Origin of the sequence: Kitasatospora sp. NPDC005748, from assembly GCF_040630735.1 — a bacterium.
Lineage (GTDB): Bacteria > Actinomycetota > Actinomycetes > Streptomycetales > Streptomycetaceae > Kitasatospora.
In genome coordinates this window covers 69,232-95,787 of sequence record NZ_JBEXYD010000025.1, presented here as the reverse complement: position 1 = coordinate 95,787, position 26,556 = coordinate 69,232, and the positions used below count along the sequence as shown (strand labels likewise).

Sequence of the window (26,556 nt, the reverse complement as noted above, 5' to 3'; positions counted from 1 at the left end):
CCACGCCTCAGAGGGTCCGGCCACCTCGTGGCTGGTCACGGCCGAGACAACCGCACTTCGTAATACTCGAATCCGCCCTCGGCCCCTGTAAGGGAGAACCCGGCCTTGGTCAGTACGAGGCCGGAGACCGTGTTGTCCCGGTGATGCTTGGCTCGCACGACCGGAAGGCGTAGAGAGCCGAAGGCCATGACCAGGAGGCGGGTTGCCGCCTCGGTGGCGTAGCCCTGGCCCCAGGCATCCGGTTGCAGGATGTAGCTCAGTGTCCCGGCGTCACGGGCTATGCCCAGCTTGGCGATGCCCACCAGGCTGCCGGCCGCTTCGATGCCTAGGACGTAGTGCGTCCGAGGGGACTGTCCGGCCGTCACCACGGCTCGGCTGACATAGATCCCGGCTTCACGCTCACTCATGGGGCTTCGGGCCAGATACCTGACCGACTCGGGGCGGTAGATCTGCCGGAGAGCCTGCTCGTCTCCGGCCCGCAGCTCCCGCAGCCGGATCACGTGATCACCGCCGCCAAGGCGTCACCGAGGTCGGCGGCGGTCGGCCGATCAGCCGGCCCGGAGAGCAGCACGGGGCGGAGCACGTCCTGAAACTCCGGCCATGGCGTCGCCGGGGCAAGAGACAGCTTGCCCGTGGCGATGGCGTCGCGCAGCCCCTCGGGTCCGGCCTCCTTTCGCTCGATTCCGGCCGCCTGGTAGTCGAGCGGCCAGTCGCCGGTTACGCAGGTCCAGAGCACTCCCGCCAGGGCATACACCTCTGCGGCCGATGACGTTTTGACCGGCTGCGGCCCGGTGGAGATCCAGGCGGCCAGCTCCGGTGCCGTCAGGTGCACCATGGCCCCCTGGAAGGAGGTCCAGGGCGTTCTCCCTTCCTGCCATGACCAGGCGAAGTCGACCAGCTTCACCCCGCTGTCGGTGTGGATGCCGTGCGACGGCTGCAAATCGCCGTGCACCCAGCCGGCGGCGTGGAGGCCGGCGACCGAGCGACATAGATCGACTGCTCCGGCGAGCGCGATCGGACGGCCAGCAGCGCCTTCTCGGGCGGCTCGGAAGACCTCCCAGGTAGATCGCCCGGCCAGCCACGGCGTGACGAACCAAACGGCCTCACCAGCTCCCCCTGCTGTGACCGTGTAGCCGGGAAGCTGATCCAGAACCGACGCCTCGCGCGCTGTCACCTCTGCGGCCTCCCCGGTCCCGAGCTTGATGGCGACAGCAGCCATGGGGCCGGTGGCTTTCCAGACGGCAGAGCCGCGTCGGTCGGTGATCTCCTTCAGCTCGACCGGCCCGCACACAACTTCCGCGGCCCTTAGGGCTTCCGGGGGGCAGTAGGTGTACGTGCCCATGCTCGTACTGCCTTCCACTCAGAGGGAATGTGTGTGAACACGTCCCGCCCGTCGTCGGCGGCCAGCGCCGCCGCGCGACCTGGAGTGCCACGGACGAGTCGAGCACCGGGCGTCTGCACTCCCTGTACGGGCGGCCGGGATCTCGCTCCAGAAGGTGAGAAGAGATCGTTCGGGCGCACTGCGCCCCCGTAAGTTCAGGTGCTCCAGCCGAGCGAGCCTAGGCCGAGCCCTGGAACCGCCTCCACCGACTTCTCAGAGCACCCAACGGGACACCGAGCCGTCCGGGGCGGCGTACCGGACGATCTGGCCCTCGACGCCGACCTCGATGGTGAGCCACTCCCGCCGGGGACGGTTCCGGCGGAGCCACTCGCGGTGGGCGGTCTCGACGACCTCCCAGAGGTCGCGCGGGCCCGCGACCGTCACGGTGGACGAGCCGTCGGAGTGGTCGCGCACCAGTGCGGTTGAGCCATCGGCGGAATCGTGAAGCCTGCCCGCCTGCCGGACGACGTTCGGCGGCAGGTGGAGAGAGGCCCAGAAGGAGAAGCCGTAATCGTTGAGGGCACGGCTTCCGACCGATGTGGTTCGCTGCGCCGCCTCGATGCTCTCAGGGACGTCCGATGGGGCGGCAGCCCCCGACCGCAGGGGCATGAACGCGGCGGGCGCGGCCAGGAAGCGGCCCACCGCACGCCCGTCAGGCAGCTTGGTCAGGCAGGCGACGGCGCCGCCGTCCAGCGCGCCGCCGATCGGAGCGACGACGATTCCGCCGGGCGCGCACTGGTCCAGCCACGCCTGCGGGATGCGCCGGACGGAGCAGGTGGCGACGATCCGGTCGAACGGGGCGCCGCCGGGGTGCCCGGCGGCGCCGTCGGCGGCGCGGATGGTCGGTTCGAATCCGACGTCGCGTAGGCGCGTCCGGGCTGCCGCGACCAACTGCTCGGTACAGTCGACGGTGGTGACGTTCGCCGCGCCGGCGAGATGGCAGAGCAGCGCGGCGTTGTAGCCGGTACCGGTGCCGATCTCCAGTACTCGGTCGCCCGTGCGGACATCTAGGGCGTCGAGCATGTCGGCCATCAGACTCGGCAGTGTCGATGAGGACGTCGCTGCCCCGATGGCCTCGTCCACCTCGGTGACCAGCACCCGGTTCGCGTAGACCTCGCACAGCCAGGCCTCACCGTCCGCACTCGTGAGGCGAGCCGCGCGGTCGGAGGAAAGGACCGCTGGCACGAACGGGTGCCGAGGCACGTTCAGGAACGCTTCCACCACGCGGGAGGAGAGGATGGCACTGCCGCGCTCGATGTCGGAGACGAGTTCGAGGCGGGCGCGGAGGAGTCGCGTCTCGGCCGCCACGGCTTCGGTCATGCATCGGCTCCTTGCAGGTAGTCGCAGATGGCAGCGGTGATGGGCAGACCGGTCGCCTGCTCGATGAACCCGTACTGTCCGTTGGGATTCACCTCAAGAAATGTCCATCTGCCCGACGGTGTGACGACGAAGTCGAACGCGCCGTAGGGAAGGCCCAGGCGTCCGAGCATCCGTTGAACTCCCTGTGCCACAGCAGTTGGTGGCTCACAGGCACGATAGGAAAGACTGTCGTAGTCGCTGCGCCAGTCGGTGTGGGCGGCGGCTGATCCGGCATGGATTTCGACGGTGAACAGCCGACCTCCGATGGCCGTCAGCCGCACCTCGTACGCCTTGGGCACCCACTCCTGGAACAGGTGGGCCGTGGTGGCGATGGACGGGTGCCCGGCGTCGCCGGGCCGGAGCACGCTCGCGTAGACCGCCACCGACCGCCCGTCGATCGTTCCCCGGATGGGCGCGAACGGTTTGTAGATGACCGGCGCCGCTATCGCGTCTGCGAACTCCCGCGCGGCGTCAGGACTGTTGGTGATCAGCGTCCGGGGCACGTGCAGTCCGCATTCGGCCGCGATTCTGAGTTGGAGCGGCTTGTACTCGGCGTCCGAAGCCCGGCCCGGCGGCGGCAGCCACCGGGCCGGAAGCGCAGCCAGCAGGCCGCCGAACCCGCGCCCGGCCTCTGCCACGGCGACCGCGCGAGACTCCGGAGGCATGTCTTCGGGAAACCTGGAGGGCGTTGGACGGCGATAGTAGACGGCCTGGACAGTGGTGAGGTCCAGTGTGCGGCGGCCTGTGGCGAGCGTGCCACGCCAGCCTTCCCCGTCGAGGCCGGCTGCCAGCGCCAGCCTCGACGGGAACCAAGCCGTGTCGGCCCGGAAGACGGGCACCGCCCGCCGGTTCAGCTCCTCGATCACCAGGTCGGCCGTCGGGTCGAATGCGCCTGTGATCACCAGGACGGATCCGGGAGTCGGCCTCATCAGTCGTTGCTGCTTCCCGGGTCGTCCGGCGCGTCCAGCTGCCCGGTCGGCTGGGTGGGCCCGAAGGTCTTCGGAGGAGTGCTGGTCATGTAGACGCCGGGCGGCAGCCCCTCGTACGTGCAGGTCTGCGACTCCTCGTCGTACGCGATGTCGCTCGGCAGGATCCCCCCGGCTCCGGTCACCGGAGTGAGGAAGCGGAACGCGAACGGATCGGCCGACCCACGCAGGTCGTCCAGTACAGGCAAACACAGCTCGGGCAGACTGAGAACTTCGGTGGACACTGGTTCTCCCCTCTCTTAAAACACTCGAAATTCCATCGGGTGGGAGACCAATTTAGGAAGTATTGGCGGGCCCGTCTAGCCGCTTTCCTGTTGCTGCAAGAAATCGTCTCGCATGCCCTCGATCATGTGGCGCATGCCGTCGCCGGTGACCGCCAGGCGTTCGAATTCGGTAAACTTCTTGACGTACTGCTCGACGTCTCTCGGATCGCTGGTGCTGATCTCTGCATGGGCGATCTCCACGATCACCAGACGCTTGTCGAACATGACGAATGAGCAGGTTGGAATCTCCGTCTTCGGAGCTGACTGAGGCACCACACCGATCGTGACATTCGGCATCCTCGACATGGTGGCCAGTTTATCCAGCTGTGCCGCCATCATGGTCGGTCGGACGAGTTCCCAGCGGAGCGCCGACTCCGTGATCAGGAACTGAAAAGAATGCTGCTGGTCGTAGAGAGCTTCCTGCCTGCGAAGTCGCGCGCCGATCATCTTCTCAAGCGCCTCGTCGGACAACTCCGAGTTCTGCTGGACAGCGCGCACATATTCTGCGGGCTGGAGCAGACCTGGGATGCAGGACGCCTGGAAGACTCTCAGGCATCGGGTCTGTGCCTCTATCGCCCGGATGTCTTCCTGATGTTTGTGCAGGCCGATTCGACGATATATACGCCAGGCTGTCGCCTCTGTGGCGACAGCCCGTGCAGCGTCGGTCAACTGGGCCTTGATGTCCTCAGGTACATCCATGGCAGTCAGGATGCGCTCGACATCCATGATGCTGGGTGCGAGGTGCCCGTTCTCGATCTTGCTGAGCTTGCTCGGAGACATGGCAGCACTGCGGGCAACTGCTTTGGCCTCTCTCCCGCCGGCCTGCCGCAGTTCCCGCAGTGCCTTCCCGAGGTCCGTGCTGTTCACTCGCTGCCGTACCGCTCCCACCACTCGGCGAATGGCACCGCTTGACCGAGCGCAATGTCACGGAGCTGGAGCCACTCGGCCACACTCGGCTGCTTCTCGGCGCCGATGAAGGAGCCGCCATCGCCGTACTGCATCGTCACCACAATGGACTCGTCGAATGCCCAGTAGTCCGGAACCCCTTCGAGTGGATTAGGTTTGTCGGTGACGTCGAGGATGAAGAACTCCTCGCCGGCTGTGGCGTTCTTCCGGTATCCCCAACCGAGTTCGAATCGAAGATACGGTGTCAAGGGGCGTGAAAGGACGTGGACCCGATACATGCGCTTGCCGTTGTTGACGCCGGATCGCACCTCCTCCACCCATTCCTGGTTGTAGTCGGCGGGCTGAGGTTCGCCCGCCAGGAAGGCCCGGATGCTCTCGGCGTTCGACGACTTGGTGTAGTCGTCGAACGTTTCCAGTCGGAAGGCTTCCCTCTGGTAATCAGAGAAGAGGCGCTCGAACTCTTCATCCGAGATTCTCACTGGCGATCCTCCGAAGCAGGGAAGCAGGGATGCGGACAGCCGTCTCTCCGACAGGGAGTCGGATAGTGCTCAACGCCTCCGTGTCGGTCACCAGGTAGCCCTGCACGATCAGGTCTCCTGTACCGTCCACGGCGTACACGGTAGGGCAGGTGCCCTTCTCGCACTCACCAGCGAGTCGCGTCAGCTTCACCATCGTTCCTCTCCTGGCGGCCGGTGTGTCGGTTCGATGCTCCCGACACTTTGATGGCGCAGTCAAGAAGCGGTAGTTGAGAGAACAGGAAACCCGTGCGCGACCGCCTTGAAATGTCGAACGGCTGCCCGAAATAGCCTTGAGTGGAGGCAAGTCGGTCTGTACACCGGGTTCTGTCCCCCGAACGACGGACCCTGGTGGCCCCCTTGCGCGGCGCGGGGGCCACCGGGGTGGGACGTCAGGCGACGAAGTGATCGAACTCGCCGGCCTTCACGCCGAGGAGGAAGGCGGCCCACTTGCGGGGGGTGGTGCGGACGATGATGTCGCCGGTGTCGGGATCGCGGATCTCGACCATGTCGTCGACGGTGCGGACTTCCAGGGACTCGTGGGCCTCGCCGCCGAGGGAGGCCTTCTTCCAGTCGTTCATGCTCCTCAACCCTTCAGATCGGTGGACTTGACCCGGCGGCCCCTCGCGGCCTGCGAGGGGCCGCCGGAACGATTCCGCTAGGCGCCGAAGTGGTCGAACTCGCCGCGCTTGACGCCTTCGAGCCAGAGGGCGAACTTCCTGGGCGTGGTGACGACGATCGAGTCGGGGTCGTCGGACTCGCGGATCTCGATCAGGCCGTTGCCTGTCACGCGGACCTCGACACACTGGTTGCTGTTCCCGCTTGCGGAGGACTTCTGCCAGTCGCTCATGGCCCGCTAGCCCTTCAGGTCGGTCATTATGTGGCGGATGAACTCGCTGGTCTCCGACGGGCCGAGCGCGATGGTCTCGGATTCGGCGACGATGGCGCGGTACGAGTCCAACTCTGCCTCCGCGTGAATGAATTGCGGACCCTGTGTGAGGTCGATCTGTACCGTGTCCAGTTCGGGTACCGCGCCCTGCGCGAAGAACAGGTCCTCGCCCGATCCGGGGTAGGTGTCGACGCTGAAGGGGATCGCCCGGATGGTGATTCCGGGGCGGTCGGCGTCAGCGAGCAGCCTCGCGAGCTGGCCGCGGAGGACAGCGGGCCCGCCGAACTGCATCCGGAGAGCGGCCTCATGGATGAAGGCGGTGAACGGGCTGGCACCGTCGGCGAGGATCCGCTGGCGCTGGGCGCGGAAGGCCGTCCGTACCTCGGCGTCGTGGGGGGGAAGTGGCGGACGGAGCCGGGTGAACATGGCGGCGGAGTATCGGTCGGTCTGAAGCAGTCCTGGAATCGAGACCGTGTTCAGCACCAGCAAGGACTCGGCGTGGTGCTCAAGTTCGGCGATGTCGAGCATGCCATTGGGTACCCGGCCGCGGAAGCTGTGCCACCAGTGCCTGCCGCGATCGTGGGTCATCAGCGTCAATGCCTCAATGAGCGCGGTGTTGCTGCACTTGCTGTTGGCAGCCCAGGAGTTGAGGCGGTCCGCGCTGATCCCGGACTTGCCGTTCTCTATCTGGGAGATCTTGGGTACGTCGGTGCCGAGGGCTGCTGCCATGGCTTTGGGGGTCATGCCCGCGTGCTCGCGCATCTTGCGCAACTCGATTCCGAGCCGCTGCTGGCGCACGGTCGGGGACAGGCGGGGTGGCACGCTTTTCTCCCCTCGGTCGCTGCTTCCGGTGCAGTCTGCCGCCCCACTCTCAGCGGGTCCACCTGTGGGGATGTCGGGCCAAGGAGGGTCCCTCGTTGGAGTGAAGAGAGCGAGCTTCAGTAGCAAATCTTGACCCTCTGAGCCTACCTTCACTCCTACAGGGCCTGACGAACCAACAGGAACCCCGAAGTGCACCCCGGGTGGGCGTGCAGGCTGCCGACGCCTGCCCTCCTCATCGTCGGCGGGGGCAAGCCACGGGGGGTGGCCCTCTCCTCCGCACCCTCACCTCAACTGGACTGGAGACAGTCGATGTTGCTCCCGCTCCTTCGCCCGCCGGCCTCCGACCCGGCTGTCGAGTTCAGGCTCGACCTCTTCCCGCCGGCCCTGCCGGAGATCGTCGGGGCGCTCCGCCGCCTCCTGCGCGACACCCTCCGCAGCATCGGCCTCGACTCCGACGCCCCCTGCCTCGTCCTCTCCGAGCTGGTCACCAATGCCCTGGTCCACGGTGACGGCCCGCCGACCGTCGTGCTCGAACTCCGGTGCGGCAGGCTCTACATCGCCGTCTCGGATGCCTCCGCCGCCCCCGTCGTCCGCCCGGATCCGAACGACTCCCGTACAAGCGGACGGGGGCTTGACCTCGTGGCCGGGCTTGCCGATGAGTGGGGTGTGAAACTCATCGGGTCGTACGGCAAAGCGGTGTGGGCCGTGGTGGCGGTCGGCGGCTGATGGGCGTCGTCCTGCTGGCCGGACTGCTGGCGTCGGTGCTCTTCGTCGGCGTCGTCGCGCAGCTCATCGCGCACCGTCAGCCGCGGGAAAGGCGCTCCACCAGGCGGGACTTGGCCGCCGGCCACTCGTCCGCCAGCATCGAGAAGTAGGCGCTGTCGCGCCAGACCCCGTTGGCCCGCAGCTTCTCCCGGCGGTGAATGCCCTCGTACTGGGCCCCCAGCCGCAGGATCGCGTTGCGGGAGCGGTCGTTGAGCGCGTCCGTCTTCCAGAACACCCGGCCCATGCCCAGGTCCTCGAAGGCGTGGACGAGCAGCAGCAGCTTGGCCTCGGTGTTGATCGCCGTCCGCCAGGCCGACCGGGCGTACCAGGTGCCGCCGATCTCGACCAGCTCGTTCTGGGCGCTGAAGTCGTAGTACCCGGTGATGCCGACGGCCCGCTCGCTCGCGAGGTCGATCACGGCGAACTTCACGGCGGTGCCGGCCGCCACCTCGGCCAGGCGGACGTCGAGGACCTCGCCCAGCTCCTCCTCCGTCGTCGGCGGGTGGAACGGGATCCAGCGCCAGACGTCCGGATCGGGGCCGACGGTGGCCCACAGGTCGGACGCGTGGTCCCGGCTCAGCGGCTCCAGGCGGACGTGGCGGCCGGTCAGGGTGACGGGGGCAGGCAGTTTCGCAGTCATGATCCCGAAAGTAGCCAAACTCTGCACTAGATGCAAGAGATTATTGCACTAGTGCAGATCGGAAATGCCAAGAAGAAGGCCCTGCGGGACGCAGTGTCCCGCAGGGCCTCACATGCTCAGGCTCAGACGAACGAGTTGATCTGGATCGTCTCGTACCGGCCCGGGCCGACGCCGATGGCGGAGATCGGGGCGCCCGACATCTCCTCCAGCGCCTTCACGTAGGCCTGCGCGTTCTTCGGCAGGTCGGCGAAGGTCTGGGCCTTGCTGAGGTCCTCGGTCCAGCCCGGCAGCGTCTCGTAGATCGGCTTGGCGTGGTGGAAGTCGGACTGGTTGTACGGGAGCTCCTCGACGCGCTTGCCGTCGATCTCGTACGCGACGCAGACCGGGATCTGCTCCCAGCCGGTCAGCACGTCCAGCTTGGTGAGGAAGAAGTCGGTCAGGCCGTTGACCCGGGTCGCGTAGCGCGCGATCACGGCGTCGAACCAGCCACAGCGCCGGTCGCGGCCGGTGGTCACACCGCGCTCGCCGCCGATCCGGCGCAGCGCCTCGCCGTCGGCGTCCAGCAGCTCGGTCGGGAACGGGCCCGAGCCGACGCGGGTGGTGTACGCCTTCAGGATGCCGATGACCCGGTCGATCTTGGTCGGACCGATGCCGGCGCCGGTGCAGGCACCGCCGGCGGTCGGGTTCGACGAGGTCACGAAGGGGTACGTGCCGTGGTCGACGTCGAGCAGGGTGCCCTGGCCGCCCTCCAGCAGGACGACCTTGTTGGCCTTCAGCGCCTCGTCGAGCACCAGGGTGGTGTCGGCCAGGAACGGCTTGATCTTGTCCGCGTAGCCGAGGTACTCCTCCAGGACCAGCTCGGCCGGGATGGCGCGGCGGTTGTAGAGCTTCACCAGCAGCTGGTTCTTGTCGTGCAGCGCGGCTTCGATCTTCTGCTGCAGGATCGACTCGTCGAAGAGGTCCTGGACCCGGATGCCGACGCGGTTGATCTTGTCCGCGTAGGTCGGGCCGATGCCGCGGCCGGTGGTGCCGATCCGGCGCTTGCCGAGGAAGCGCTCGGTGACCTTGTCCAGGGTGCGGTGGTACGGCGTGATCAGGTGGGCGTTGCCCGAGATCAGCAGCTTGGAGGTGTCGATGCCGCGCTCGTTCAGCCCGCTGAGCTCGGAGAGCAGCACGCCCGGGTCGATGACGACGCCGTTGCCGATCACCGGCGTCACATTCGGGCTGAGGATGCCGGAAGGCAGCAGGTGCAGGGCATACTTCTGGTCGCCGATGACCACCGTGTGACCGGCGTTGTTGCCGCCCTGGTAGCGAACGACGTAGTCGACGGAGCCGCCGAGGAGGTCGGTCGCCTTCCCCTTGCCCTCGTCCCCCCACTGAGCGCCAACGAGCACGAGTGCCGGCACAGGCGTACACCCCTTCCGGTTGGGGCATCCTGCGAAGGCCGCAGTCTGCCCCGAGATAGACGAAGCCCCTGGCGCAATAGCGCAAGGGGCTCTTGCACCGAGAGATTACCTGAGGAAGGACCGGTCGTGTCGTCCCTGTCCACGCCCGCAACCGGCGGCCCCGAACCGCTCCTCCTGCTCCTCGACCCGGCGGCCCGGCAGACCGACGGCGAGTCGGTGCGGATCGCGAGGGACGTCCTGTGCGGAGGGGCGGACGCCAAGGTGGCCTACCCGGAGAGCCCTTCCGAACTCGACCGGGTGCTTTCGCACCGGGGCCGCCGCCGACCGGTGGTGATCGGCTCCGACCTGGCGATGCAACGGGTGCTCCAAGCCCTCTACCGCCAGCGTGAGCTGGGTGCGGACCCGGTCGGCATGGTCCCGGTGGGCCGGGCCGACGAGCTGGTGGCGGCCCGCGCGCTCGGTGTGCCGGGCGAGCCGGTGCCGGCCGCGCGGGCGGTGCTCGGCGGCGTGCCGCGCAAGCTGGACCTGCTGGTGGACGACGGTGGCGGAGTGGCGCTCGGCACGGTGCGGATCTCCGGCAGCGGAGCGCGCCGGATAGCGGGCCGTACGGGTGGCTGGCGTTCGCTATGGGCGAAACTGGCTGCGGCCGAGCAGGGGACCTCACTCACGGTCGAGGCCGGCCGGGGCGAGCACAGCGCGCTGCTCCGGGTCGAGGCGGACGGTCGGCTGCTGGCCGACGTCCACCAGCCGGTCCGGGTGGTCGAGGTGACCCTGCCGGGCGGGGCGGCGATCGGCGGCGTGATGGAGATCGTGGTCCGCACGCCCGGCGCACTCGTGCGCGCCCGGGCGGCGACCCTCGCGGTGACGGGGCGCGGGTTCGGCTACGAGGCGGACGGCCAGCCGGTGGGTCCGGTCCGGGACCGGACCTGGACGGTGCACCCGGGCGCCTGGGGGCTCCTGCTCCCGAGCACCTGAGGCCGGGGGAGGCCAGGGGAGAGCCGAACCGCGGACTGAACCGCGGACTGAACCGAGGCCCGAAGGGGTCGAAGCGGAGGGCCGAAGACGGCCCCGCGAGGCCCGGCGGCCCCGCCCGGCCCCCGTCGGCCCCTGGGTGAGCAGGCTCACGTTGCCCGCCGTTAACCTCCGGGCCGTCCGCGGGCGGAAAGGCCCCAACGGGCGCGACCCACAAGGCCAAGCGCCCCTCGACCGAATTCCGCGCCCTCGAAATCCGCCCCCGGTAAGGGGTTTTGTCTACGCGCGTTGCCGAGCGATCGCCCAAGAATCCGCGCCGCCCTGGTTCCGGAAGCCTGTGCCAACTGCCCTAGACTCGAAGGCGTGCCACGTGGTGACGGAAGACTCAACCACGATCTTCTTCCCGGCGAGAAAGGCCCCCAGGACGCTTGCGGCGTCTTCGGTGTCTGGGCTCCCGGCGAGGAGGTCGCCAAGCTCACGTTCTTCGGCCTTTACGCCCTGCAGCACCGCGGTCAGGAATCCGCGGGCATCGCAGTGAGCAACGGCTCCCAGATTCTCGTCTTCAAGGACATGGGACTCGTCTCCCAGGTCTTCGACGAGGCCTCCCTGGGGTCGTTGCACGGGCATATCGCCGTCGGACACGCCCGCTACTCGACCACCGGTTCCTCGGTCTGGGAGAACGCCCAGCCGACCTTCCGCGCGACCGTTCACGGTTCGCTGGCCCTCGGGCACAACGGAAACCTGGTGAACACCGCCGAACTGGCGGCCATGGTCGCCGAACTGCCCGGTGAGGAGCACGTCTCCCGCTCGGGCCGGTCCGCCGCGACCAACGACACCGACCTGGTGACCGCCCTCCTCGCGGGCCACCCGGACCTCTCCATCGAGGAGACGGCCAAGCTCGTCCTGCCCAAGGTCAAGGGCGCGTTCTCGCTCGTCTTCATGGACGAGCACACGCTCTACGCCGCCCGCGACCCGCAGGGCATCCGCCCGCTGGTGCTCGGCCGGCTGGAGCGCGGCTGGGTGGTCGCCTCCGAGACGGCGGCGCTGGACATCTGCGGCGCCTCCTTCATCCGCGAGGTCGAGCCCGGCGAACTCATCGCCATCGACGAGAACGGCATGCGGACCTCCCGCTTCGCCGAGGCCAAGCCCAAGGGCTGCGTCTTCGAGTACGTCTACCTGGCCCGCCCCGACACCTCCATCGCCGGCCGCAACGTGCACCTCTCCCGCGTGGAGATGGGTCGCAGGCTGGCCGCCGAGGCGCCCGTCGAGGCCGACCTGGTGATAGCGACCCCGGAGTCCGGCACCCCGGCCGCCATCGGCTACGCCGAGGCCAGCGGGATCCCGTACGGCTCGGGCCTGGTGAAGAACGCCTACGTGGGCCGCACCTTCATCCAGCCCAGCCAGACCATCCGCCAGCTCGGCATCCGGCTGAAGCTCAACCCGCTGCGCGAGGTCATCCAGGGCAAGCGCCTGGTGGTCGTGGACGACTCGATCGTCCGCGGCAACACCCAGCGCGCGCTGGTGAAGATGCTCCGCGAGGCCGGCGCGGCCGAGGTCCACATCCGGATCTCCTCGCCGCCGGTCAAGTGGCCCTGCTTCTTCGGCATCGACTTCGCCACCCGCGCGGAGCTGATCGCCAACGGCATGACCATCGAGGAGATCGGCCGCACGCTCGGTGCGGACTCGCTCTCCTACATCTCGATCGACGGCATGATCGAGGCCACCAAGCAGCCGAAGGACCGGCTCTGCCGGGCCTGCTTCGACGGCGAGTACCCGATGGAGCTGCCCGACCCGGCGCTGCTCGGGAAGCTCCTGCTGGAGGCCGAGATCAAGGGCGGCCAGCAGCCGCCCGCGGTCCGCGGCAAGCCGACCAGCGGCAGCGACCTGGACGGCGTCCAGTCCCTGCTCGGCGGAGCGGGCGCGGCCGACGCCCTGCGCCGCCCGTAACGACCTGACGGTGGGGTCCCGGAACCCGGGGCCCCACCGCTGTTCCAACCCCCACTGACCCGAAAGGGCCGCACCGCAGTGACCACGAACCAGAACGGCGCCACCTACGCCGCCGCCGGCGTCGACATCGAGGCGGGCGACCGCGCCGTCGAGCTCATGAAGCAGTGGGTGAAGAAGGCCAGCCGCCCCGAGGTGGTCGGCGGCATCGGCGGTTTCGCCGGGCTCTTCGACGCGTCCGCCTTCAAGCGCTACGAGCGGCCGCTGCTGGCCTCGGCCACCGACGGCGTGGGGACGAAGGTCGCCATCGCCGCCGCCATGGACAAGCACGACACCATCGGCCACGACCTGGTCGGCATGGTGGTGGACGACCTGGTGGTCTGCGGCGCCGAGCCGCTGTTCATGACCGACTACATCTGCGTCGGCAAGGTCGTGCCGGAGCGGGTCGCCGCGATCGTCAAGGGCATCGCGGAGGGCTGCGCGCTGGCCGGCTGCGCCCTGGTCGGCGGCGAGACGGCCGAGCACCCGGGCCTGCTCGGCCCGGACGAGTACGACGTGGCGGGCGCCGGCACCGGTGTGGTCGAGGCGGACGCCCTGCTGGGCGCCGACCGCGTCCGCGCGGGCGACGTGGTGATCGCGATGGCCGCCTCCGGCCTGCACTCCAACGGCTACTCGCTGGTGCGCCACGTGCTGCTGAACGAGGCTGGCTGGAAGCTGGACCGCAAGGTCGAGGAGTTCGGCCGCACGCTCGGCGAGGAGCTGCTGGAGCCGACCCGGATCTACTCGCTGGACTGCCTGGCGCTCACCCGGGCCACCGAGGTGCACGCCTTCTCGCACGTGACCGGCGGCGGCCTGGCGGCCAACCTGGCACGGGTGATCCCGGACGGCCTGCACGCCCGCCTGGACCGCGGTACCTGGACGCCGCTGCCGGTGTTCCAGACCGTCGCCGAGGTCGGCAAGGTGGCCACCCTGGAGATCGAGAAGACCCTGAACATGGGCGTCGGCATGGTCGCGGTCGTCCCGCCGCACTCGGTGGACGTCGTGCTGTCGATCCTGGAGGACCGCGGCGTCGAGTCCTGGCTGCTCGGCGACATCGTCGAGCGCTCCGGCGAGCACGCGGGCGGCGCGGCGCTCTACAACGCCTACGAGGCCTTCACCGCGGGCTGAGCGGCATGACGAAGGGCCCCTTCCGGCGGGAGACCGCGGGAGGGGCCCTTCACGTGTCTGGAGAGCCGTGACGGGACCGATGGAGTCGGCGCGGAGCGCCCGCACTCGGGGAACGCCGAAAACCGGCCCGGCGCTCTGGGCGCGCGGGCCGGTCAGGCCAGACTGTGACTACGCGCGGCGGCGGGCCTGCGAAGGCCCGGTCCCCGACGTGCTGTCATCGTCCTCGTCGTCGTCGGCGTACCGAGCCGCGTATTCCGCGTAGGGGTCGTCGTCCTCTTCTTCCTCGATCGGCTCAGGCTCGATCGAGGCGGTAGAGGGCGATACGCCCAGCTCGTTGGACAGACGATTGGCGTCGAACCCGCCGCTGTTGTACTTCAGCTCGCGGGCGACCTTCGTCTGCTTGGCCTTGGCCCGGCCGCGCCCCATGGGTCGACCCCCTCAACGATGGGGCTCACGGCCCCGAGTCTGACACGTGTTCATGATCAAGAGCGGCCTGCCCGAATGGGGAGAACCGTCCCTTGGAGCATTAACGGTACCTGTTTCTGCCGCTGGACGGTACGTCGTCGGTGTGACGTGGCGCGCACCGGCCGCACCCAAGACCAGGTCTTCCCAGGTCACGGGAGGTTTTGCGGCAGTTTGCGCGCTGTCCGGAGGTAGCTGAGGTCCGTCGTTCCGGGATCGATTATCCCCCCAAGGGGGGTGGTGGATCACCCGATCGGGCGCAGAAGTGAGAATCCGGTTCCACATCGTGATGCGCGCGGGACGAGTCGGCCCGGGCCCCCGCGGCGGGGCCGGGAGGGCCCTCGGGGCCCCGCGGCGGGCCGGAGACGGAGGAGCCGCCCCCCGGCGCGTCACGGACTCCGCGACGCGCCGGGGAGCGGCTCCGGCCGCTCGGGGTCAGCCCCGGCGGGCACCCGGCAGCAGCACCGAGCGGAGCGCGCTGATCTCGCGCATCCGCTTCTCGGCGAGCCGGTCGGCGGCGACGGCCGGCGGCACGCCGTCGGCGGCGGCCCGGGTGAAGATCTCCAGGGTGGTGTCGAAGATCCGGGTGGCCTTGTTCTTGGCCCGGTCGAAGTTGAAGCCCTCGATCTCGTCGGCGACCTGGATCACGCCACCGGAGTTCACCAGGTAGTCCGGGGCGTAGAGGATGCCGCGGTCGGCCAGGTCCTTCTCGACGCCGGGGTGGGCGAGCTGGTTGTTGGCCGCGCCGCACACGACGGAGGTGCCGAACTCGCCGAGGGCGCCCACGGTGTCGTCGGTGAGGGCGCCGCCGAGGGCGCAGGGGGCGTAGACGTCCAGCTTGCTCTGGAGCAGGGCGGCGCTGTCGGCCACCACCTCGACCTCCGGGTGAGCGGCGCGCACGCGGTTCACGGCGGCCTCGGAGACGTCGGTGATGACGACGGTGGCGCCGTCCGCGACCAGGTGGCCGACCAGGTAGTGGCCGACCTTGCCGACGCCGGCCACACCGACCCGCTTGCCGCGCAGGGTGGGCTGGCCCCAGCGGGCCTGGGCGCTGGCGCGCATGCCCTGGAAGACGCCGAAGGCGGTCAGGATGGAGGAGTCGCCGGCGCCGCCGTTCTCGGGCGAGCGGCCGGTGACGAACCCGGTCTCGCGGGCGATGACGTCCATGTCCTGCACGTAGGTGCCGACGTCGCAGGCGGTGATGTAGCGCCCGCGCAGGGACTCGACGAAGCGGCCGTAGGCCCGCAGCATCGCCTCGTTCTTGTCCTTGTTCGGGTCGCCGATGATGACGGCCTTGCCGCCGCCGAGGTCGAGCCCGGCCAGCGCGTTCTTGTACGACATGCCGCGCGAGAGGTTCAGCGCGTCCTCCAGGGCCGCTTCCTCCGAGGCGTACGGGAAGAAGCGGGTGCCGCCGAGGGCCGGGCCCAGGGCGGTGGAGTGGATGGCGATGATGGCCTTGAGGCCGGAGCTGCGGTCGTGGCAGAGGACGACCTGCTCGTGGCCGTCGCCGGGAGCGGCGCCGTCCTGTTCGGTACGGAAGATCCTGCTGAGCACTCCGGGTGCGGGGTACGCGGCGGATGCGGTCTGTACGTCGGTCACTGTGGTGACTCCAGTATCCGAGGCCCGCTGCTGTGGTGCGGGCGCCTAAGGCGAAGCGTAGTCGCACGGTCGTCCTCGATCTGCCCTCTTGTACGAGCTTGCGCGGGTTGTCCGCGTACTGAGACGGGGGCGGGCGGAGCGCGTTCCCCAACGGCTCCCGGCCGAAGGCCTCCCGGGCGGGGGCCGGTGCGTGCGACGATGCAGAACGTGACCGTCGTGCGCACTTCCGTACTGCCGCCCTACGCCGCCCACCTGCGGGTCTACGAGCCGCTGGCCGCCTACCCGGAGCCCGAGCGCGCGCGCTGGCAGGCCTACGCCGCGGCGCACGGGCCGGATGCCGCGGAGGCCGGCCGTCCGGTCGCGGTGGCGGCGCTGGAGGAGCAGCGGGCGGCACTGGCGGAGCTGGTCGGCCGCACCCCCCGCGCCCTGCCGGAGCGGGAGAGCGAGCGGGCCTTCGTGCGGTCGGTGGACGGGGTGCTGTACGTCTGCCCCTGGGCGACCCGGCTGCGCACCTGGCAGGCGCTGGACGAACTGCGGGCGGCGGCGCCGGTGGCGCTGCTGGACACCGCGCTGCCGCCGGCCACCCGGGCGGCCGCCGAGGCGGACCGGGAGCGCTGGCGGGCCGAGCACCCGGACGCCCGGCCGTGGATCGTGACCAGCCGATGGGAGGTGCCGGTGCGCTGGTTCCTGCCGTTCGGGGAGGAGGACCGCTGCTTCGTGCCGGCGGGCGGCCCGGGCGGGACGGGCGATCAGGAGCCGGCCGGGGGCGCGGCGGAGCCCGGTGGCGCGGCCGGGCGGCCGGGTGCGGCCTCGGCGGGCGGCGCCGGGTTCGACCGCGGGGAGAAGGGGGAGCAGGCGGCGCTGTTCTACCTGACGCCGATGGCGCAGGCGCGCCGCCGGGTGGCCCGGGCCTACCGGGCGCTGCGCGAGGCCGTGCCGGAGGGGGACCTGGTGCGCGGGGCGGAGCTGGTGGGGCGGTGGCTGGAGGAGTTCCACCCGCGTTCCCTGGTGGAGCTGGACTACGGGGGGCTGGTGCACCTGCTGGGGCCGGAGCAGTTGCTGGCGGACCGTTCGGCGGGGGAGCTGGAGGACGGGCTGCGGGCGCTGCGGGCCGGCGAGGCGGCGGAGGCGCTGCGGGTGTACGAGGAACTGACGGTGCGCTGGCGGCGGGTCCTGGCACTGCGGTACGCGAACTGAGTCAGCGGGTAGGGGAGGGGGGTCGGTCCGCCCCGGGGGAGGCGTCGGAGGGCCGCGGGGAGGGGTGCGGGGAGGGGTGCGCGGTGCCGCGTGGGCCCGGTCGACGGGGCGTCAGTGCTGGCGGGGCGGGGTGTCGGTGGTACTTGTAAGACTGGAAGAGTCCTACGGCCCGAGCCGTATGACCAAGGTCCTGGTTCGGGTCAATAGCTATCGAACGTGACACTACTCACCGTTGACGCGAACTTACCCCTATGTGCAAAAATGGGACAACCAGCCCAACTTCACATGAGCGTGCCCACTTTTGGGTGGTTCTGGAACCGATGCGTACCTTGCGAGGAAACAGCGGGTCTGGTCTCCTCGTAACCGGATGTCACTATAAGGTGACTGCCCGTTATGGGGTGGTCCATCGCCATCCGTCAGCCTTGAACCCGTGAGGGGTCAATTTTGGCGGTTTGGTCGATAGGGCTGGACGGATGGTGTAGTTGTAGACACCAGGACAAGCCGTTCGTCCTATAACCGACTCGGCCCGTCTATGCCATTTCGGGCATCGCGGGCCAAGGTGCAGAATTTGAAGGATAGAACCGCCCTGGTTCGGTTCTCCCGAGGAGGCCGCTCATGACCGCTCGTACCCCTGATGCTGAACCCCTGCTGACGCCGGCAGAGGTCGCCACCATGTTCCGCGTGGACCCGAAGACGGTTACCCGCTGGGCCAAGGCAGGCAAGCTCACGTCCATTCGCACGCTTGGCGGGCACCGTCGTTACCGCGAGGCGGAGGTGCGCGCCCTGCTGGCCGGTATTCCCGCCCAGCGAACCGAGGCCTGATAGGCCGAAGGCTCTTTCAAAGGGGCTGCTTACCGGACTCCGCCGGGTCCGGTAAGCAGCCCCTTTGCATGCCCGCGGGCGCTCCCGGAGATCGTGCCGGGCGGCCGGAATGTTGAACTCCGGATAACGATTTGAGGCACCTGGGGCGGGGGGGATATACAGTTCATAGCTGTGCAATTTTACATATTAAATCGGCACCCCTGGGGAAGGGGTGCCATGTGTCCGGTCTCGGGAAAAGATAAGTGACGACGATCACGCGGGTCGTTGCTTGTGGTCTAGACCTAGTCCGGGGTAGGGATCCCTCCCGGGGCAAACGCGAGAGGCCCGGAACCAAACGGTTCCGGGCCTCTCGGCTACGGCGATCCTGACGGGACTTGAACCCGCGACCTCCACCTTGACAGGGTGGCGAGCTAACCAACTGCTCCACAGGACCAGAGTGTTCTGATCTTGTTCACTCGCTTTGCTGCGCTGCGAACAAGACAGACTGTAGCCCATGGTGGGCCCCCAGGTCGAACTGGCTCCTGAGGGCCCCTCCCAGCTCAGAGCGTGGCCCTGGCCGCCTCCATCGCCTTGGAGATCCGCTTCTCCGAGACCGGGGTCGGCGTACCCAGTGACTGGGCGAAGAAGCTGACCCGCAGCTCCTCGATCATCCAGCGGATCGCCAGCACCGCCGGGGACGGCTGCTGCCCGGCCGGCACGGCCGCCAGCAGCTCCCCGTACTCCTGCTGCACCTGCTGCACCTTCAGCAGCTGCTGGGCGTCCCGCTGCGGGTGGTTGGGCAGCGCCTCCAGCCGGCGGTCCACCGCCAGCAGGTAGCGCTTGAGGTCCGGCAGCCGCTGCCAGCCGGCCTCGGTGACGAACCCCGGGTGCACCAGCGAGGCCAGGTGCAGCCGGATGTCGTTGACCGCCGTCAGCAGCACCGGGCTGCTCACCGCCTTCAGCCGGGTCGAGGCCCGGTGGAAGGCGATCAGCGCGGTGGCCGTCTTCAGCGTGGTGTCCGCCGACAGTTCGTAGAGGTCGGTGCGGACCTTCTCGTGCAGCTTGCCGAAGGCGGCCTCGTCCCAGGCCGGCCCGCCGGCCGAGGTCATCAGCCGGTCGGTGGCGCAGGCCACCACGTCCTCGAACAGGGCCGGGATCGACCCGTGCGGGTTGTACGACAGGGCGAGCTTCGCCTGGTTGCCCAGCCGCCCCTGGATCGACTTGGCGGGCGAGTTGGTGGTCAGCATCAGCAGCCGCCGGGTGCCCTCCCACATCGCCTGGGCCTGCGCCTGCGGGGTGTCGAAGAGCTTGATCCCGACCGTGTCCCGCTCGTCCACCAGGGCCGGGTAGGCGCGCAGCGAATGGCCGCGCGAGCGCTGCTCGAAGGTGCGCTGGAGCACCGGCAGCGAGGCCGGCCAGGCGGTCAGCCCGGACTGCTCGATGCCCTGGCCCGAGGCGGCCGAGGAGAGGGTCTCCTTGAGCTTGGGCTTCAGCTGCAGCCGGAGGTCCTCCAGGTCCTTGGACTCGGCGAGCTTCTTGCGGCCGTCGACCACCCGGAAGGTGACCTTGAGGTGGTCCGGCACCCGCTCGTCGTCCCAGGCCTCCGGCGGGACGGTGATCGCCGTCATCCGCTTCAGGACGTGCTCCAGGGTGGGCAGCAGGGGCTCCTGGCGGTCCTTCACCTGGCGCAGGGCCGCCTTGGCGTAGTCCGGGGCCGGGACGAAGTTGCGGCGGATCGCCTTCGGCAGCGCCCGGATGTAGGCGGTGACCAGCTCCTCGCGCAGGCCGGGGATCTGCCAGTCGAAGCCCTCGGCGGTGACCTGGTTGAGCACCGGGAGCGGGATGTGGACGGTCACGCCGTCCGCGTCGCTGCCCGGCTCGAACTGGTAGGTCAGCTTGAAGCGGAGCTTGCCCTGCTGCCAGTAGTCCGGGTAGTCCGCCTCGGTGACGCCGTCCGCCGAGTCGTTGATCAGCATCGACTTCTCGAAGCTGAGCAGGTCCGGCTGGTCGTGCCGGGTCTTCTTCCACCAGGAGTCGAAGTGCCGGGTGGAGACGATGTCCTCGGGCAGCCGGCTGTCGTAGAAGTCGAACAGGGTCTGGTCGTCGACCATGATGTCCCGGCGGCGGGCCCGGTTCTCCAGCTCCTCGACCTCGCTGAGCAGCTTGCGGTTCTCGGCGAAGAAGCGGTGGTGGGTCTCCCAGTCGCCCTCGACCAGGGCGTTGCGGATGAACAGCTCGCGGCAGAGCTCCGCGTCGATCCGGCCGTAGTTGACCTTGCGCTGGGCGACGATCGGCATCCCGTAGAGGGTCACCTTCTCGTAGGCCAGCACCGCGCCGGCCTTCTTCTCCCAGTGCGGCTCGCTGTAGCTGCGCTTGATCAGGTGGCCGGCCAGCGGCTCCACCCACTCGGGCTCGATCTTCGCGTTGATCCGCGCCCAGAGCCGGGACGTCTCGACCAGCTCGGCGGACATCACCCAGCGCGGCGGCTTCTTGAACAGGCCGGAGCCGGGGAAGACCGCGAACCGGGCGCCGCGGGCGCCGCCGTACTCGCGCTTCTCGACGTCGTAGAGGCCCAGGTGCGAGAGCAGGCCGGCCAGCAGCGACTGGTGGATCCGGTCGGCGTCCGGTTCGGCGTCGGGATGGGGCTCCTCGATGGTGACGCCGAGCTGTTTGGCGACCGTGCGGAGCTGCGAGTAGATGTCCTGCCACTCCCGTATCCGCAGGTAGTTGAGGAACTCGGCCTTGCACATCCGGCGGAAGGCCGAGGAGGAGAGCTCCTTCTGCTGCTCCCGCACGTAGCGCCACATGGCGAGGTAGGAGAGGAAGTCGGAGGTCTCGGACTGGAAGCGGCGGTGCCGGTCGTCGGCGGCCTGGCGCTTCTCGGTGGGGCGTTCGCGCGGGTCCTGGATGGAGAGCGCGGCGGCGATCACCATGACGTCGCGGACACAGCCGTTCTTGTCGGCCTCCAGGACCATCCGGGCCATCCGCGGGTCCACCGGGAGCTGCGCCAGCTGGCGGCCGAGCGGGGTGAGGCGCTTGCGGACGTCCTTCTCGTCGGGGTCGAGGGCGCCGAGTTCGTGGAGGAGGTTGACGCCGTCCTTGATGTTGCGGGAGTCCGGCGGGTCCAGGAACGGGAAGGCGGCGATGTCGCCGAGACCGGCGGCGGTCATCTGGAGGATGACCGAGGCCAGGTTGGTGCGCAGGATCTCGGCGTCGGTGAACTCGGGGCGGGAGAGGAAGTCCTCCTCCGAGTACAGCCGGATGCAGATGCCGTCCGAGGTACGGCCGCAGCGGCCCTTGCGCTGGTTGGCGCTGGCCTGGCTGATCGCCTCGATCGGCAGCCGCTGCACCTTGGTGCGGTGGCTGTAGCGGGAGATGCGCGCGGTGCCCGGGTCGATCACGTACTTGATGCCCGGGACGGTGAGGCTGGTCTCGGCGACGTTGGTCGCCAGGACGATCCGGCGGGAGCTGGAGCGCTGGAAGACCTTGTGCTGCTCCGCCGAACTCAGCCGCGCGTAGAGCGGGAGGACCTCGGTGAACTTCAGCTTCAGCTTGTTGAGGGCGTCGGCGGTGTCGCGGATCTCGCGCTCGCCGGAGAGGAAGACCAGGATGTCGCCGGGGCCCTCGGCCTGGAGCTCCTCGGCGGCCTCGCAGATCGCCTGGATCTGGTCGCGGTCCCGGTCGGCGTCGCTGGGGCCGTGGTCGCCGTCCGCGTCGTCGGCGTCCTCGACGATCGGCCGGTAGCGGACCTCGACCGGGTAGGTGCGGCCGGAGACCTCGACGATCGGGGCGTCGCCGAAGTGGTGGGCGAAGCGCTCGGGGTCGATGGTCGCCGAGGTGATGACGACCTTGAGGTCGGGCCGGCGGGGCAGCAGCTGCTTGATGTAGCCGAGGATGAAGTCGATGTTGAGGCTGCGCTCGTGCGCCTCGTCGATGATCAGGGTGTCGTACTGGCGCAGCTCACGGTCGGTCTGGATCTCGGCGAGCAGGATGCCGTCGGTCATCAGCTTGACCAGGGTGTCCGGGCCGACCTGGTCGGTGAACCGGACCTTCCAGCCGACCGCCTCGCCGAGCGGCGTGCGCATCTCCTCCGCGACGCGCTCGGCCACCGTCCGGGCGGCGATCCGGCGGGGCTGGGTGTGCCCGACCAGGCCGCGGACCCCGCGGCCCAGCTCCAGACAGATCTTCGGGATCTGGGTGGTCTTGCCGGAGCCGGTCTCACCCGCCACGATCACCACCTGGTGGTCGCGGATGGCGGCGAGGATCTCGTCCTTCTTCTGGCTGACCGGCAGCTCGGCGGGATAGGTGATCTCGGGGACGGCGGCCCGGCGCTGCGCGACCAGCAGCTCGGCGCGCTCGACGTCGCGGGCGATCTCGGCGGCGACCTTCTGCCGGGCCTCGGGCTTGCGGACCCTCCGGGCGCCCTCCAGCCGCCGCCCGATCCGCACCTGGTCGCGCAGGGTCAGTTCGGGCAGACGGGCGGCCAGCTCGCCGATACCGGGGCCGCCGCCCTCCGTGGACGCGTCGGCGGACTGGACTGCGGGAGAACTCACTGCGGGCATCCCTCTAGGTTCGCAAGGAGATGCGGCGGCGCGCACCTCGGTTTTCGAGCCCCTCCAGTGTCACAGCCGCCACGGCCTCCGGGCGAACCCCGCCCGGGGCGGCGCCCGGAGAACCGCGGCGGACCGGGGCGGCGGTCGGTGCTCCGGGCGCCGGGGGCGCCGAGGACGGCCCGCCCGGAGGCCGTCAGCCCTCCAGGGCCGCCGCGTCCGGGCCGGGCAGCCAGTCACGGGCCGGGTCGTACTCCAGCCAGCGGCTGCGCCGGGCCGCCTCGGTGAACGCCCCGAGCAGCGGGTCCAGCCGGGCCGCCGGTTCGTCGCCGTCGCGCCAGAGCAGCGACCAGGCGTAGAGCGGGGTGGGGTCGACCAGCGGGACGGTCCGGATGCCGGGGCGGCCGGGGCCGCCCGCGGGGCCGGGCAGCGGGCAGTCGGCGGGGAGCAGCGAGAAGCAGGACGGGTCGGTGCGGATCCGTTCGGCGAAGCTCTCCAGGCCCAGATTGGTCGAGCCGGCCCGCTCCGCGATGCCGAAGCGGTCCGCGAACCGGGTCAGGAAGTCCAGCCGGTCCACCGCGGCCGGGTAGCGCAGCACGCCGGAGCGCAGGTCCTCCGGGCGCAGCACGCCGCGGTCGGCCAGCGGGTGGTCGGTGCTCAGCAGCACGTCCACCGGCTCCAGCCGGACCAGCCGGTGCGCCAGCCCCGCGTCCCGGCCGTCGGGCAGCGGGTGCACCCGGCCGAAGCCCGCGTCCGACTCGCCGCGCAGCAGGGCCGCCGCCACCGAGGGGAGGTCCCTCCCCGGGACGGGCTCCACCTCCAGCCCGGGCACCCCGTCGACGGCCCGGGCGACCGTCCGCATCGGCGCGTACAGGTGCCCCCAGACGTCGACGCGCAGCGGGCGCCGGGTACGGGCCACCGCCGCCACGGCGCGGTCGCCCTGGGCGAGCAGCCGCCGGGCGGGCTCCAGGAACCGGTGCCCGGCCCCGGTGAGCCCGACGCCGCGCGGGTCGCGGTCGAGCAGCCGGGCGCCGAGCGCCGTCTCCAGCCGGGCGATCCGCTTGGACAGGGCCTGCTGGCTGATCGCCAGCCGGGCGGCGGCGCGGCCGAAGTGCAGTTCCTCGGCCGCCGTGGTGAAGGCGCGGACCTGGGAGAGATCGAGATCCATGGCCGCCCACCCTAGGGCCTCCCCGGCCTGCCCACGGCCTGCCGCTGCCCGGAGGGCGCCGACAACGGTCGGTTGTCGGGATCGCCGGGCGGTTGTTGGACCGGCTCCGGGCGGTCGCGGTCTGCTGGGACCACGAGCTCGGCCGGACCGGCCGGCGAGGGGGAGACGGAGGGCCGAGGGCCATGAGGGCGCTGACACCGACCGGACGGGCGGACGCGACGGTGGCGTTCGCGGAGGTGACGCAGCCGCGACCGGGACCGGGCGAGGCCCTGGTGAAGGTCGAGGCGTTCGCGGTGAACCGCGGCGAGACGTTCCAGCTGGAGGCGCCCCGGCCGGGCTGGCGCCCCGGCAAGGACATCGCGGGCCTGGTCGTGCAGGCCGCCGCCGACGGCTCCGGGCCGGCCGTCTGCCGCCGCGTCGTCGGCCACCCGCCGGCCGGCGGCTGGGCCGAGTACGTGTGCGTGCCGGTCGGCTCGCTCGCCGAGATCCCGGACGGGCTGGACGCCGTCCGCGCCGCCGCCCTGCCGCTGGCCGGTCTCACCGCGCTGCGGCTGCTGCGCACCGCCGGTGCGCTGGCCGGCCGCCGGGTGCTGCTCACCGGCGCCTCCGGGGGCGTCGGCCACTACGTCACCGAGCTGGCCTCGGCGGCGGGTGCGGAGCTGACCGCGGTCACCGCCTCGGCGGAGCGCGGGCGGCGGCTGGTCGAGCTGGGTGCGGCGGAGGTGGTCCACTCGGTGGGCGCGGCCCGCGGCCCGTACGACCTGGTGCTGGAGTCGACGGGCGGCGCCGACCTGCCGCTCGCGCTCGCCCGGCTGGCCCGCCGGGGCACGCTGATCTGGTTCGGCCAGGCCTCCCGGACCCCGGTGACGCTCGACTTCTTCGACTTCTTCGCCGGGCCGGAGTCCGCCACGCTCCGGCACTTCCACTACACGGACTCCGACGTACCCGACGGTGAGGACCTCGCCACCCTGGTCCGCCTGGTGGGGGAGGGGCGGCTGACCCCGGAGGTCGGCCGGGTCGCGCCCTGGACGCGGACCGCCGCCGTGCTCACCGATCTGCGGGAGCGGCGGATCCGGGGCAAGGCCGTCCTCACCCTGCCCTGAGCGCCCTGAGCGCCCTGAGCGCGCCCCGAGAGCCCTGACCGCCCGTCCTGACTCCGCCCGACCGTGCACCACCGACCATGAGATGAGCGTGCTCCCCGATGACCGGCTCCCCCGACCTGTCCTTCCTCGACCACCCCGACCTGCCGGCCGCCCTCGTCGAGGAGAACCGCCCGCGGGCCACCGGCGCCGGCCTGGACCCGCACGAGTACACCCGGGTCACCTCGGCGCTGCGCTCCGCACAGGAGTGGCCCGAGGCGTTCCGGGCGGCCGGCCGGCGGCACCGCGCCGCCGCCGACCGCGCCGCCACCGAGGGCCGGTCGGTCTCGGCCGGCGAGGCCTACCGGTGGGCCGCCCGCTGGTTCCACTTCGCCGGCCTGCTCCCGCACCCCGACCGCGCGGCGGCCGGCGCGACCGCCACCGAGGCGGACGAGGCGATGCGGGCCGCGCTGGCCCACCTCGAACCGACGGCCGAGCGGATCGAGGGCGAGTCCTTCGTGGGCTGGCTCCGCCGCCCGGCCGGGCCCGGCCCCGCACCGCTGGTGATCGTCGTCCCGGGGATGGACTCCGGCAAGGAGGAGTTCCACGCGGTCGCCGAGGCGCTGCTGGCGCGCGGTACGGCCGTCCTCGCCCTGGACGGCCCGGGGCAGGGCGTCCTGGCCGGGGCCGCCGCACCGGAGCCGGACTACCACCGGGTGGTCGGCCGGGCGATCGACGCGGTCACCGGCCGGGAGGGCGTGGACACCGGGCGGATCGGCGTGACCGGGCTCAGCCTGGGCGGCTACTACGCGGCGGTGACGGCCGCCCGCGAACCGCGGATCCGGGCGGCCGCCGTGGTCAGCGGCCCCTGGCGGCTGGACTGGGACGCCCTGGTCCCGTTCGTCACCGCGACCCTGATCCAGCGCTGCGGGAGCACCGACGCGGCCCGGGCCTTCGCCCGCCGGGTCGACCTGACCGCCCTGGCCCCGGAGATCACCGTCCCGCTGCTGGTCGTCGAGGGCGGCGAGGACCGGATCCCCGGTGTCACCAACGCCGAGGCACTGGCCCACCGGGCACCCCGGGGCGAACTCCTGCACGTCCCGCACGGCAACCACCTGCTCGGCAACGCCCTCGCCGACTGGCTCCCCGCCACCGCGGACTGGCTCACCACGGAGCTGACCCGTCCGACGGAGACCCGGACAGCCTGACGGGCGGCGCGGGCCCCGGCGCCGGGGCCCGCTCAGTACGGCAGCAGGTCGCCCGTGACTAGGTCGAAGCCGAAGGGCTCGGGGATGTGCAGCGTCTCACCGGCTCCAGCGGGGCGTGCGCGTCGAACTGGCGGCGGATCAGCAGCAGGTTCCGCTGGTGGATGCCCGAGCGGCCGACCGTCATCACGATGGTGTCACCGGAGAGTTCGACCTTGAAGCCTGCGGGCTTCGTCGAGGAGGGCGAAACGCGTCGGGTTCATGGGTGCGGTCTCCTGGAGTGTGCCGGGCAGCCTCCTCAGGCTAGTTCCCGGAGCGTCGGGCGGTGGCGCCGTGCGGGCGGTGGTGCCTTGCGGGCGGTGGGTGTCGGGTGGGCCGTGGCCCGGTGGGGTGGGGCCGGTCGCTCGGGGCGTCGCGTGCTCCGGACGCCGATCGGCCGGGGCCGTCGAAGGGCCGTTGACCTGCGGTGGAACCGGTGGA

General features: G+C 70.5%; 24 protein-coding genes and 1 tRNA gene. 8 read left to right on the top strand and 17 right to left on the bottom strand.

Annotated features, from left to right (window positions below):
* Positions 1-35 precede the first annotated feature (35 nt).
* From ABZ495_RS19735 to ABZ495_RS19690, 10 genes are all read right to left on the bottom strand, one after another.
* A complete protein-coding gene (locus ABZ495_RS19735; protein ID WP_359805505.1) occupies positions 36-500 on the bottom strand; it encodes a GNAT family N-acetyltransferase in 465 nt (154 codons plus the stop codon).
* Complete coding sequence (locus ABZ495_RS19730; RefSeq protein WP_359805508.1) at positions 497-1,342, bottom strand: hypothetical protein; 846 nt, start codon at positions 1,340-1,342, stop codon at positions 497-499. The genes ABZ495_RS19735 and ABZ495_RS19730 overlap by 4 nt, the downstream gene beginning before the upstream one ends.
* 252 nt (positions 1,343-1,594) lie before the next feature.
* On the bottom strand, positions 1,595-2,689 hold the full coding sequence (locus ABZ495_RS19725; RefSeq protein ID WP_359805510.1) for a methyltransferase domain-containing protein: 1,095 nt from the start codon (positions 2,687-2,689) through the stop codon (positions 1,595-1,597).
* 8 nt (positions 2,690-2,697) lie between these two features.
* Positions 2,698-3,642 carry an ATP-grasp ribosomal peptide maturase gene (tgmB, locus tag ABZ495_RS19720; protein ID WP_359805512.1) on the bottom strand — a complete coding sequence of 315 codons (945 nt, stop codon included), beginning with the start codon at positions 3,640-3,642 and terminating at the stop codon, positions 2,698-2,700.
* A 26-nt stretch (positions 3,643-3,668) separates the two neighbouring features.
* Positions 3,669-3,851, bottom strand: coding sequence for a hypothetical protein (locus tag ABZ495_RS19715; RefSeq protein ID WP_359837161.1), 183 nt, complete (start codon positions 3,849-3,851; stop codon positions 3,669-3,671).
* 174 nt (positions 3,852-4,025) lie between these two features.
* The gene (locus tag ABZ495_RS19710; RefSeq protein WP_359805517.1) at positions 4,026-4,856 is read right to left on the bottom strand and encodes a helix-turn-helix transcriptional regulator; all 831 of its coding nucleotides are present in this window, start codon (positions 4,854-4,856) and stop codon (positions 4,026-4,028) included.
* Positions 4,853-5,374, bottom strand: a complete 522-nt coding sequence (locus ABZ495_RS19705; protein WP_359805519.1) for a DUF6879 family protein — start codon at positions 5,372-5,374, stop codon at positions 4,853-4,855. Before ABZ495_RS19705 ends, ABZ495_RS19710 begins: the two co-directional genes overlap by 4 nt.
* A 428-nt stretch (positions 5,375-5,802) precedes the next feature.
* On the bottom strand, positions 5,803-5,991 hold the full coding sequence (locus ABZ495_RS19700) for a DUF397 domain-containing protein (protein WP_359805521.1): 189 nt from the start codon (positions 5,989-5,991) through the stop codon (positions 5,803-5,805).
* Between the two features lie 77 nt (positions 5,992-6,068).
* Positions 6,069-6,260: a DUF397 domain-containing protein gene (locus tag ABZ495_RS19695; protein WP_359805524.1), complete on the bottom strand. Its 192-nt coding sequence runs from the start codon at positions 6,258-6,260 to the stop codon at positions 6,069-6,071.
* Positions 6,261-6,266: 6 nt separating this feature from the next.
* Complete coding sequence (locus ABZ495_RS19690; RefSeq protein WP_359837159.1) at positions 6,267-7,121, bottom strand: helix-turn-helix transcriptional regulator; 855 nt, start codon at positions 7,119-7,121, stop codon at positions 6,267-6,269.
* Positions 7,122-7,430: 309 nt separating this feature from the next.
* Here ABZ495_RS19690 and ABZ495_RS19685 point away from each other — a divergent pair, with 309 nt between their 5' ends.
* A complete protein-coding gene (locus ABZ495_RS19685; protein ID WP_329489008.1) occupies positions 7,431-7,847 on the top strand; it encodes an ATP-binding protein in 417 nt (138 codons plus the stop codon).
* 76 nt (positions 7,848-7,923) lie between these two features.
* Here the strand turns inward: ABZ495_RS19685 and ABZ495_RS19680 are convergent, their stop codons facing one another.
* Both ABZ495_RS19680 and ABZ495_RS19675 read right to left on the bottom strand, forming a co-directional pair.
* A complete protein-coding gene (locus ABZ495_RS19680) occupies positions 7,924-8,526 on the bottom strand; it encodes a GNAT family protein (RefSeq protein ID WP_359805530.1) in 603 nt (200 codons plus the stop codon).
* A gap of 122 nt (positions 8,527-8,648) precedes the next feature.
* On the bottom strand, positions 8,649-9,932 hold the full coding sequence (locus tag ABZ495_RS19675; protein ID WP_359805533.1) for an adenylosuccinate synthase: 1,284 nt from the start codon (positions 9,930-9,932) through the stop codon (positions 8,649-8,651).
* 126 nt (positions 9,933-10,058) lie between these two features.
* Here ABZ495_RS19675 and ABZ495_RS19670 point away from each other — a divergent pair, with 126 nt between their 5' ends.
* The 3 genes from ABZ495_RS19670 to purM all read left to right on the top strand — a co-directional run bounded on the left by ABZ495_RS19670 (position 10,059) and on the right by purM (position 14,015).
* Positions 10,059-10,907, top strand: coding sequence for a diacylglycerol kinase (locus ABZ495_RS19670; protein ID WP_359837156.1), 849 nt, complete (start codon positions 10,059-10,061; stop codon positions 10,905-10,907).
* Positions 10,908-11,267: 360 nt separating this feature from the next.
* Complete coding sequence (gene purF, locus ABZ495_RS19665) at positions 11,268-12,851, top strand: amidophosphoribosyltransferase (protein ID WP_329489013.1); 1,584 nt, start codon at positions 11,268-11,270, stop codon at positions 12,849-12,851.
* 78 nt (positions 12,852-12,929) lie between these two features.
* On the top strand, positions 12,930-14,015 hold the full coding sequence (purM, locus tag ABZ495_RS19660) for a phosphoribosylformylglycinamidine cyclo-ligase (protein ID WP_359837154.1): 1,086 nt from the start codon (positions 12,930-12,932) through the stop codon (positions 14,013-14,015).
* A gap of 168 nt (positions 14,016-14,183) precedes the next feature.
* On the opposite strand, the gene ABZ495_RS19655 is transcribed toward purM, so the two are convergent.
* Both ABZ495_RS19655 and ABZ495_RS19650 read right to left on the bottom strand, forming a co-directional pair.
* Positions 14,184-14,441: a DUF3073 domain-containing protein gene (locus tag ABZ495_RS19655; protein WP_329489015.1), complete on the bottom strand. Its 258-nt coding sequence runs from the start codon at positions 14,439-14,441 to the stop codon at positions 14,184-14,186.
* A gap of 471 nt (positions 14,442-14,912) precedes the next feature.
* A complete protein-coding gene (locus ABZ495_RS19650) occupies positions 14,913-16,031 on the bottom strand; it encodes a Glu/Leu/Phe/Val dehydrogenase dimerization domain-containing protein (RefSeq protein WP_359837179.1) in 1,119 nt (372 codons plus the stop codon).
* Positions 16,032-16,292: 261 nt separating this feature from the next.
* Here ABZ495_RS19650 and ABZ495_RS19645 point away from each other — a divergent pair, with 261 nt between their 5' ends.
* Both ABZ495_RS19645 and bldC read left to right on the top strand, forming a co-directional pair.
* Positions 16,293-17,273 carry a hypothetical protein gene (locus tag ABZ495_RS19645; RefSeq protein ID WP_359805538.1) on the top strand — a complete coding sequence of 327 codons (981 nt, stop codon included), beginning with the start codon at positions 16,293-16,295 and terminating at the stop codon, positions 17,271-17,273.
* Positions 17,274-17,888: 615 nt separating this feature from the next.
* Positions 17,889-18,095 (top strand): developmental transcriptional regulator BldC, encoded by a 207-nt coding sequence (bldC, locus tag ABZ495_RS19640; RefSeq protein WP_014137253.1) that lies wholly within the window; start codon positions 17,889-17,891, stop codon positions 18,093-18,095.
* 359 nt (positions 18,096-18,454) lie between these two features.
* On the opposite strand, the gene ABZ495_RS19635 is transcribed toward bldC, so the two are convergent.
* From ABZ495_RS19635 to ABZ495_RS19625, 3 genes are all read right to left on the bottom strand, one after another.
* Positions 18,455-18,528, bottom strand: a tRNA-Asp gene (locus tag ABZ495_RS19635).
* 106 nt (positions 18,529-18,634) lie between these two features.
* Positions 18,635-22,570 (bottom strand): ATP-dependent RNA helicase HrpA, encoded by a 3,936-nt coding sequence (gene hrpA / locus ABZ495_RS19630; protein ID WP_359837177.1) that lies wholly within the window; start codon positions 22,568-22,570, stop codon positions 18,635-18,637.
* 250 nt (positions 22,571-22,820) lie between these two features.
* The gene (locus tag ABZ495_RS19625) at positions 22,821-23,792 is read right to left on the bottom strand and encodes a LysR family transcriptional regulator (protein ID WP_359837152.1); all 972 of its coding nucleotides are present in this window, start codon (positions 23,790-23,792) and stop codon (positions 22,821-22,823) included.
* Between the two features lie 182 nt (positions 23,793-23,974).
* Between ABZ495_RS19625 and ABZ495_RS19620 the strand changes: the two genes are divergently transcribed.
* Together ABZ495_RS19620 and ABZ495_RS19615 are read left to right on the top strand one after the other, a co-directional pair.
* Entirely contained in the window at positions 23,975-24,895 is a 921-nt protein-coding gene (locus ABZ495_RS19620; RefSeq protein WP_359805543.1) for a zinc-binding dehydrogenase, read from the top strand.
* A gap of 98 nt (positions 24,896-24,993) precedes the next feature.
* Positions 24,994-26,079 (top strand): alpha/beta fold hydrolase, encoded by a 1,086-nt coding sequence (locus tag ABZ495_RS19615; protein ID WP_359837150.1) that lies wholly within the window; start codon positions 24,994-24,996, stop codon positions 26,077-26,079.
* Positions 26,080-26,556 lie beyond the last annotated feature (477 nt).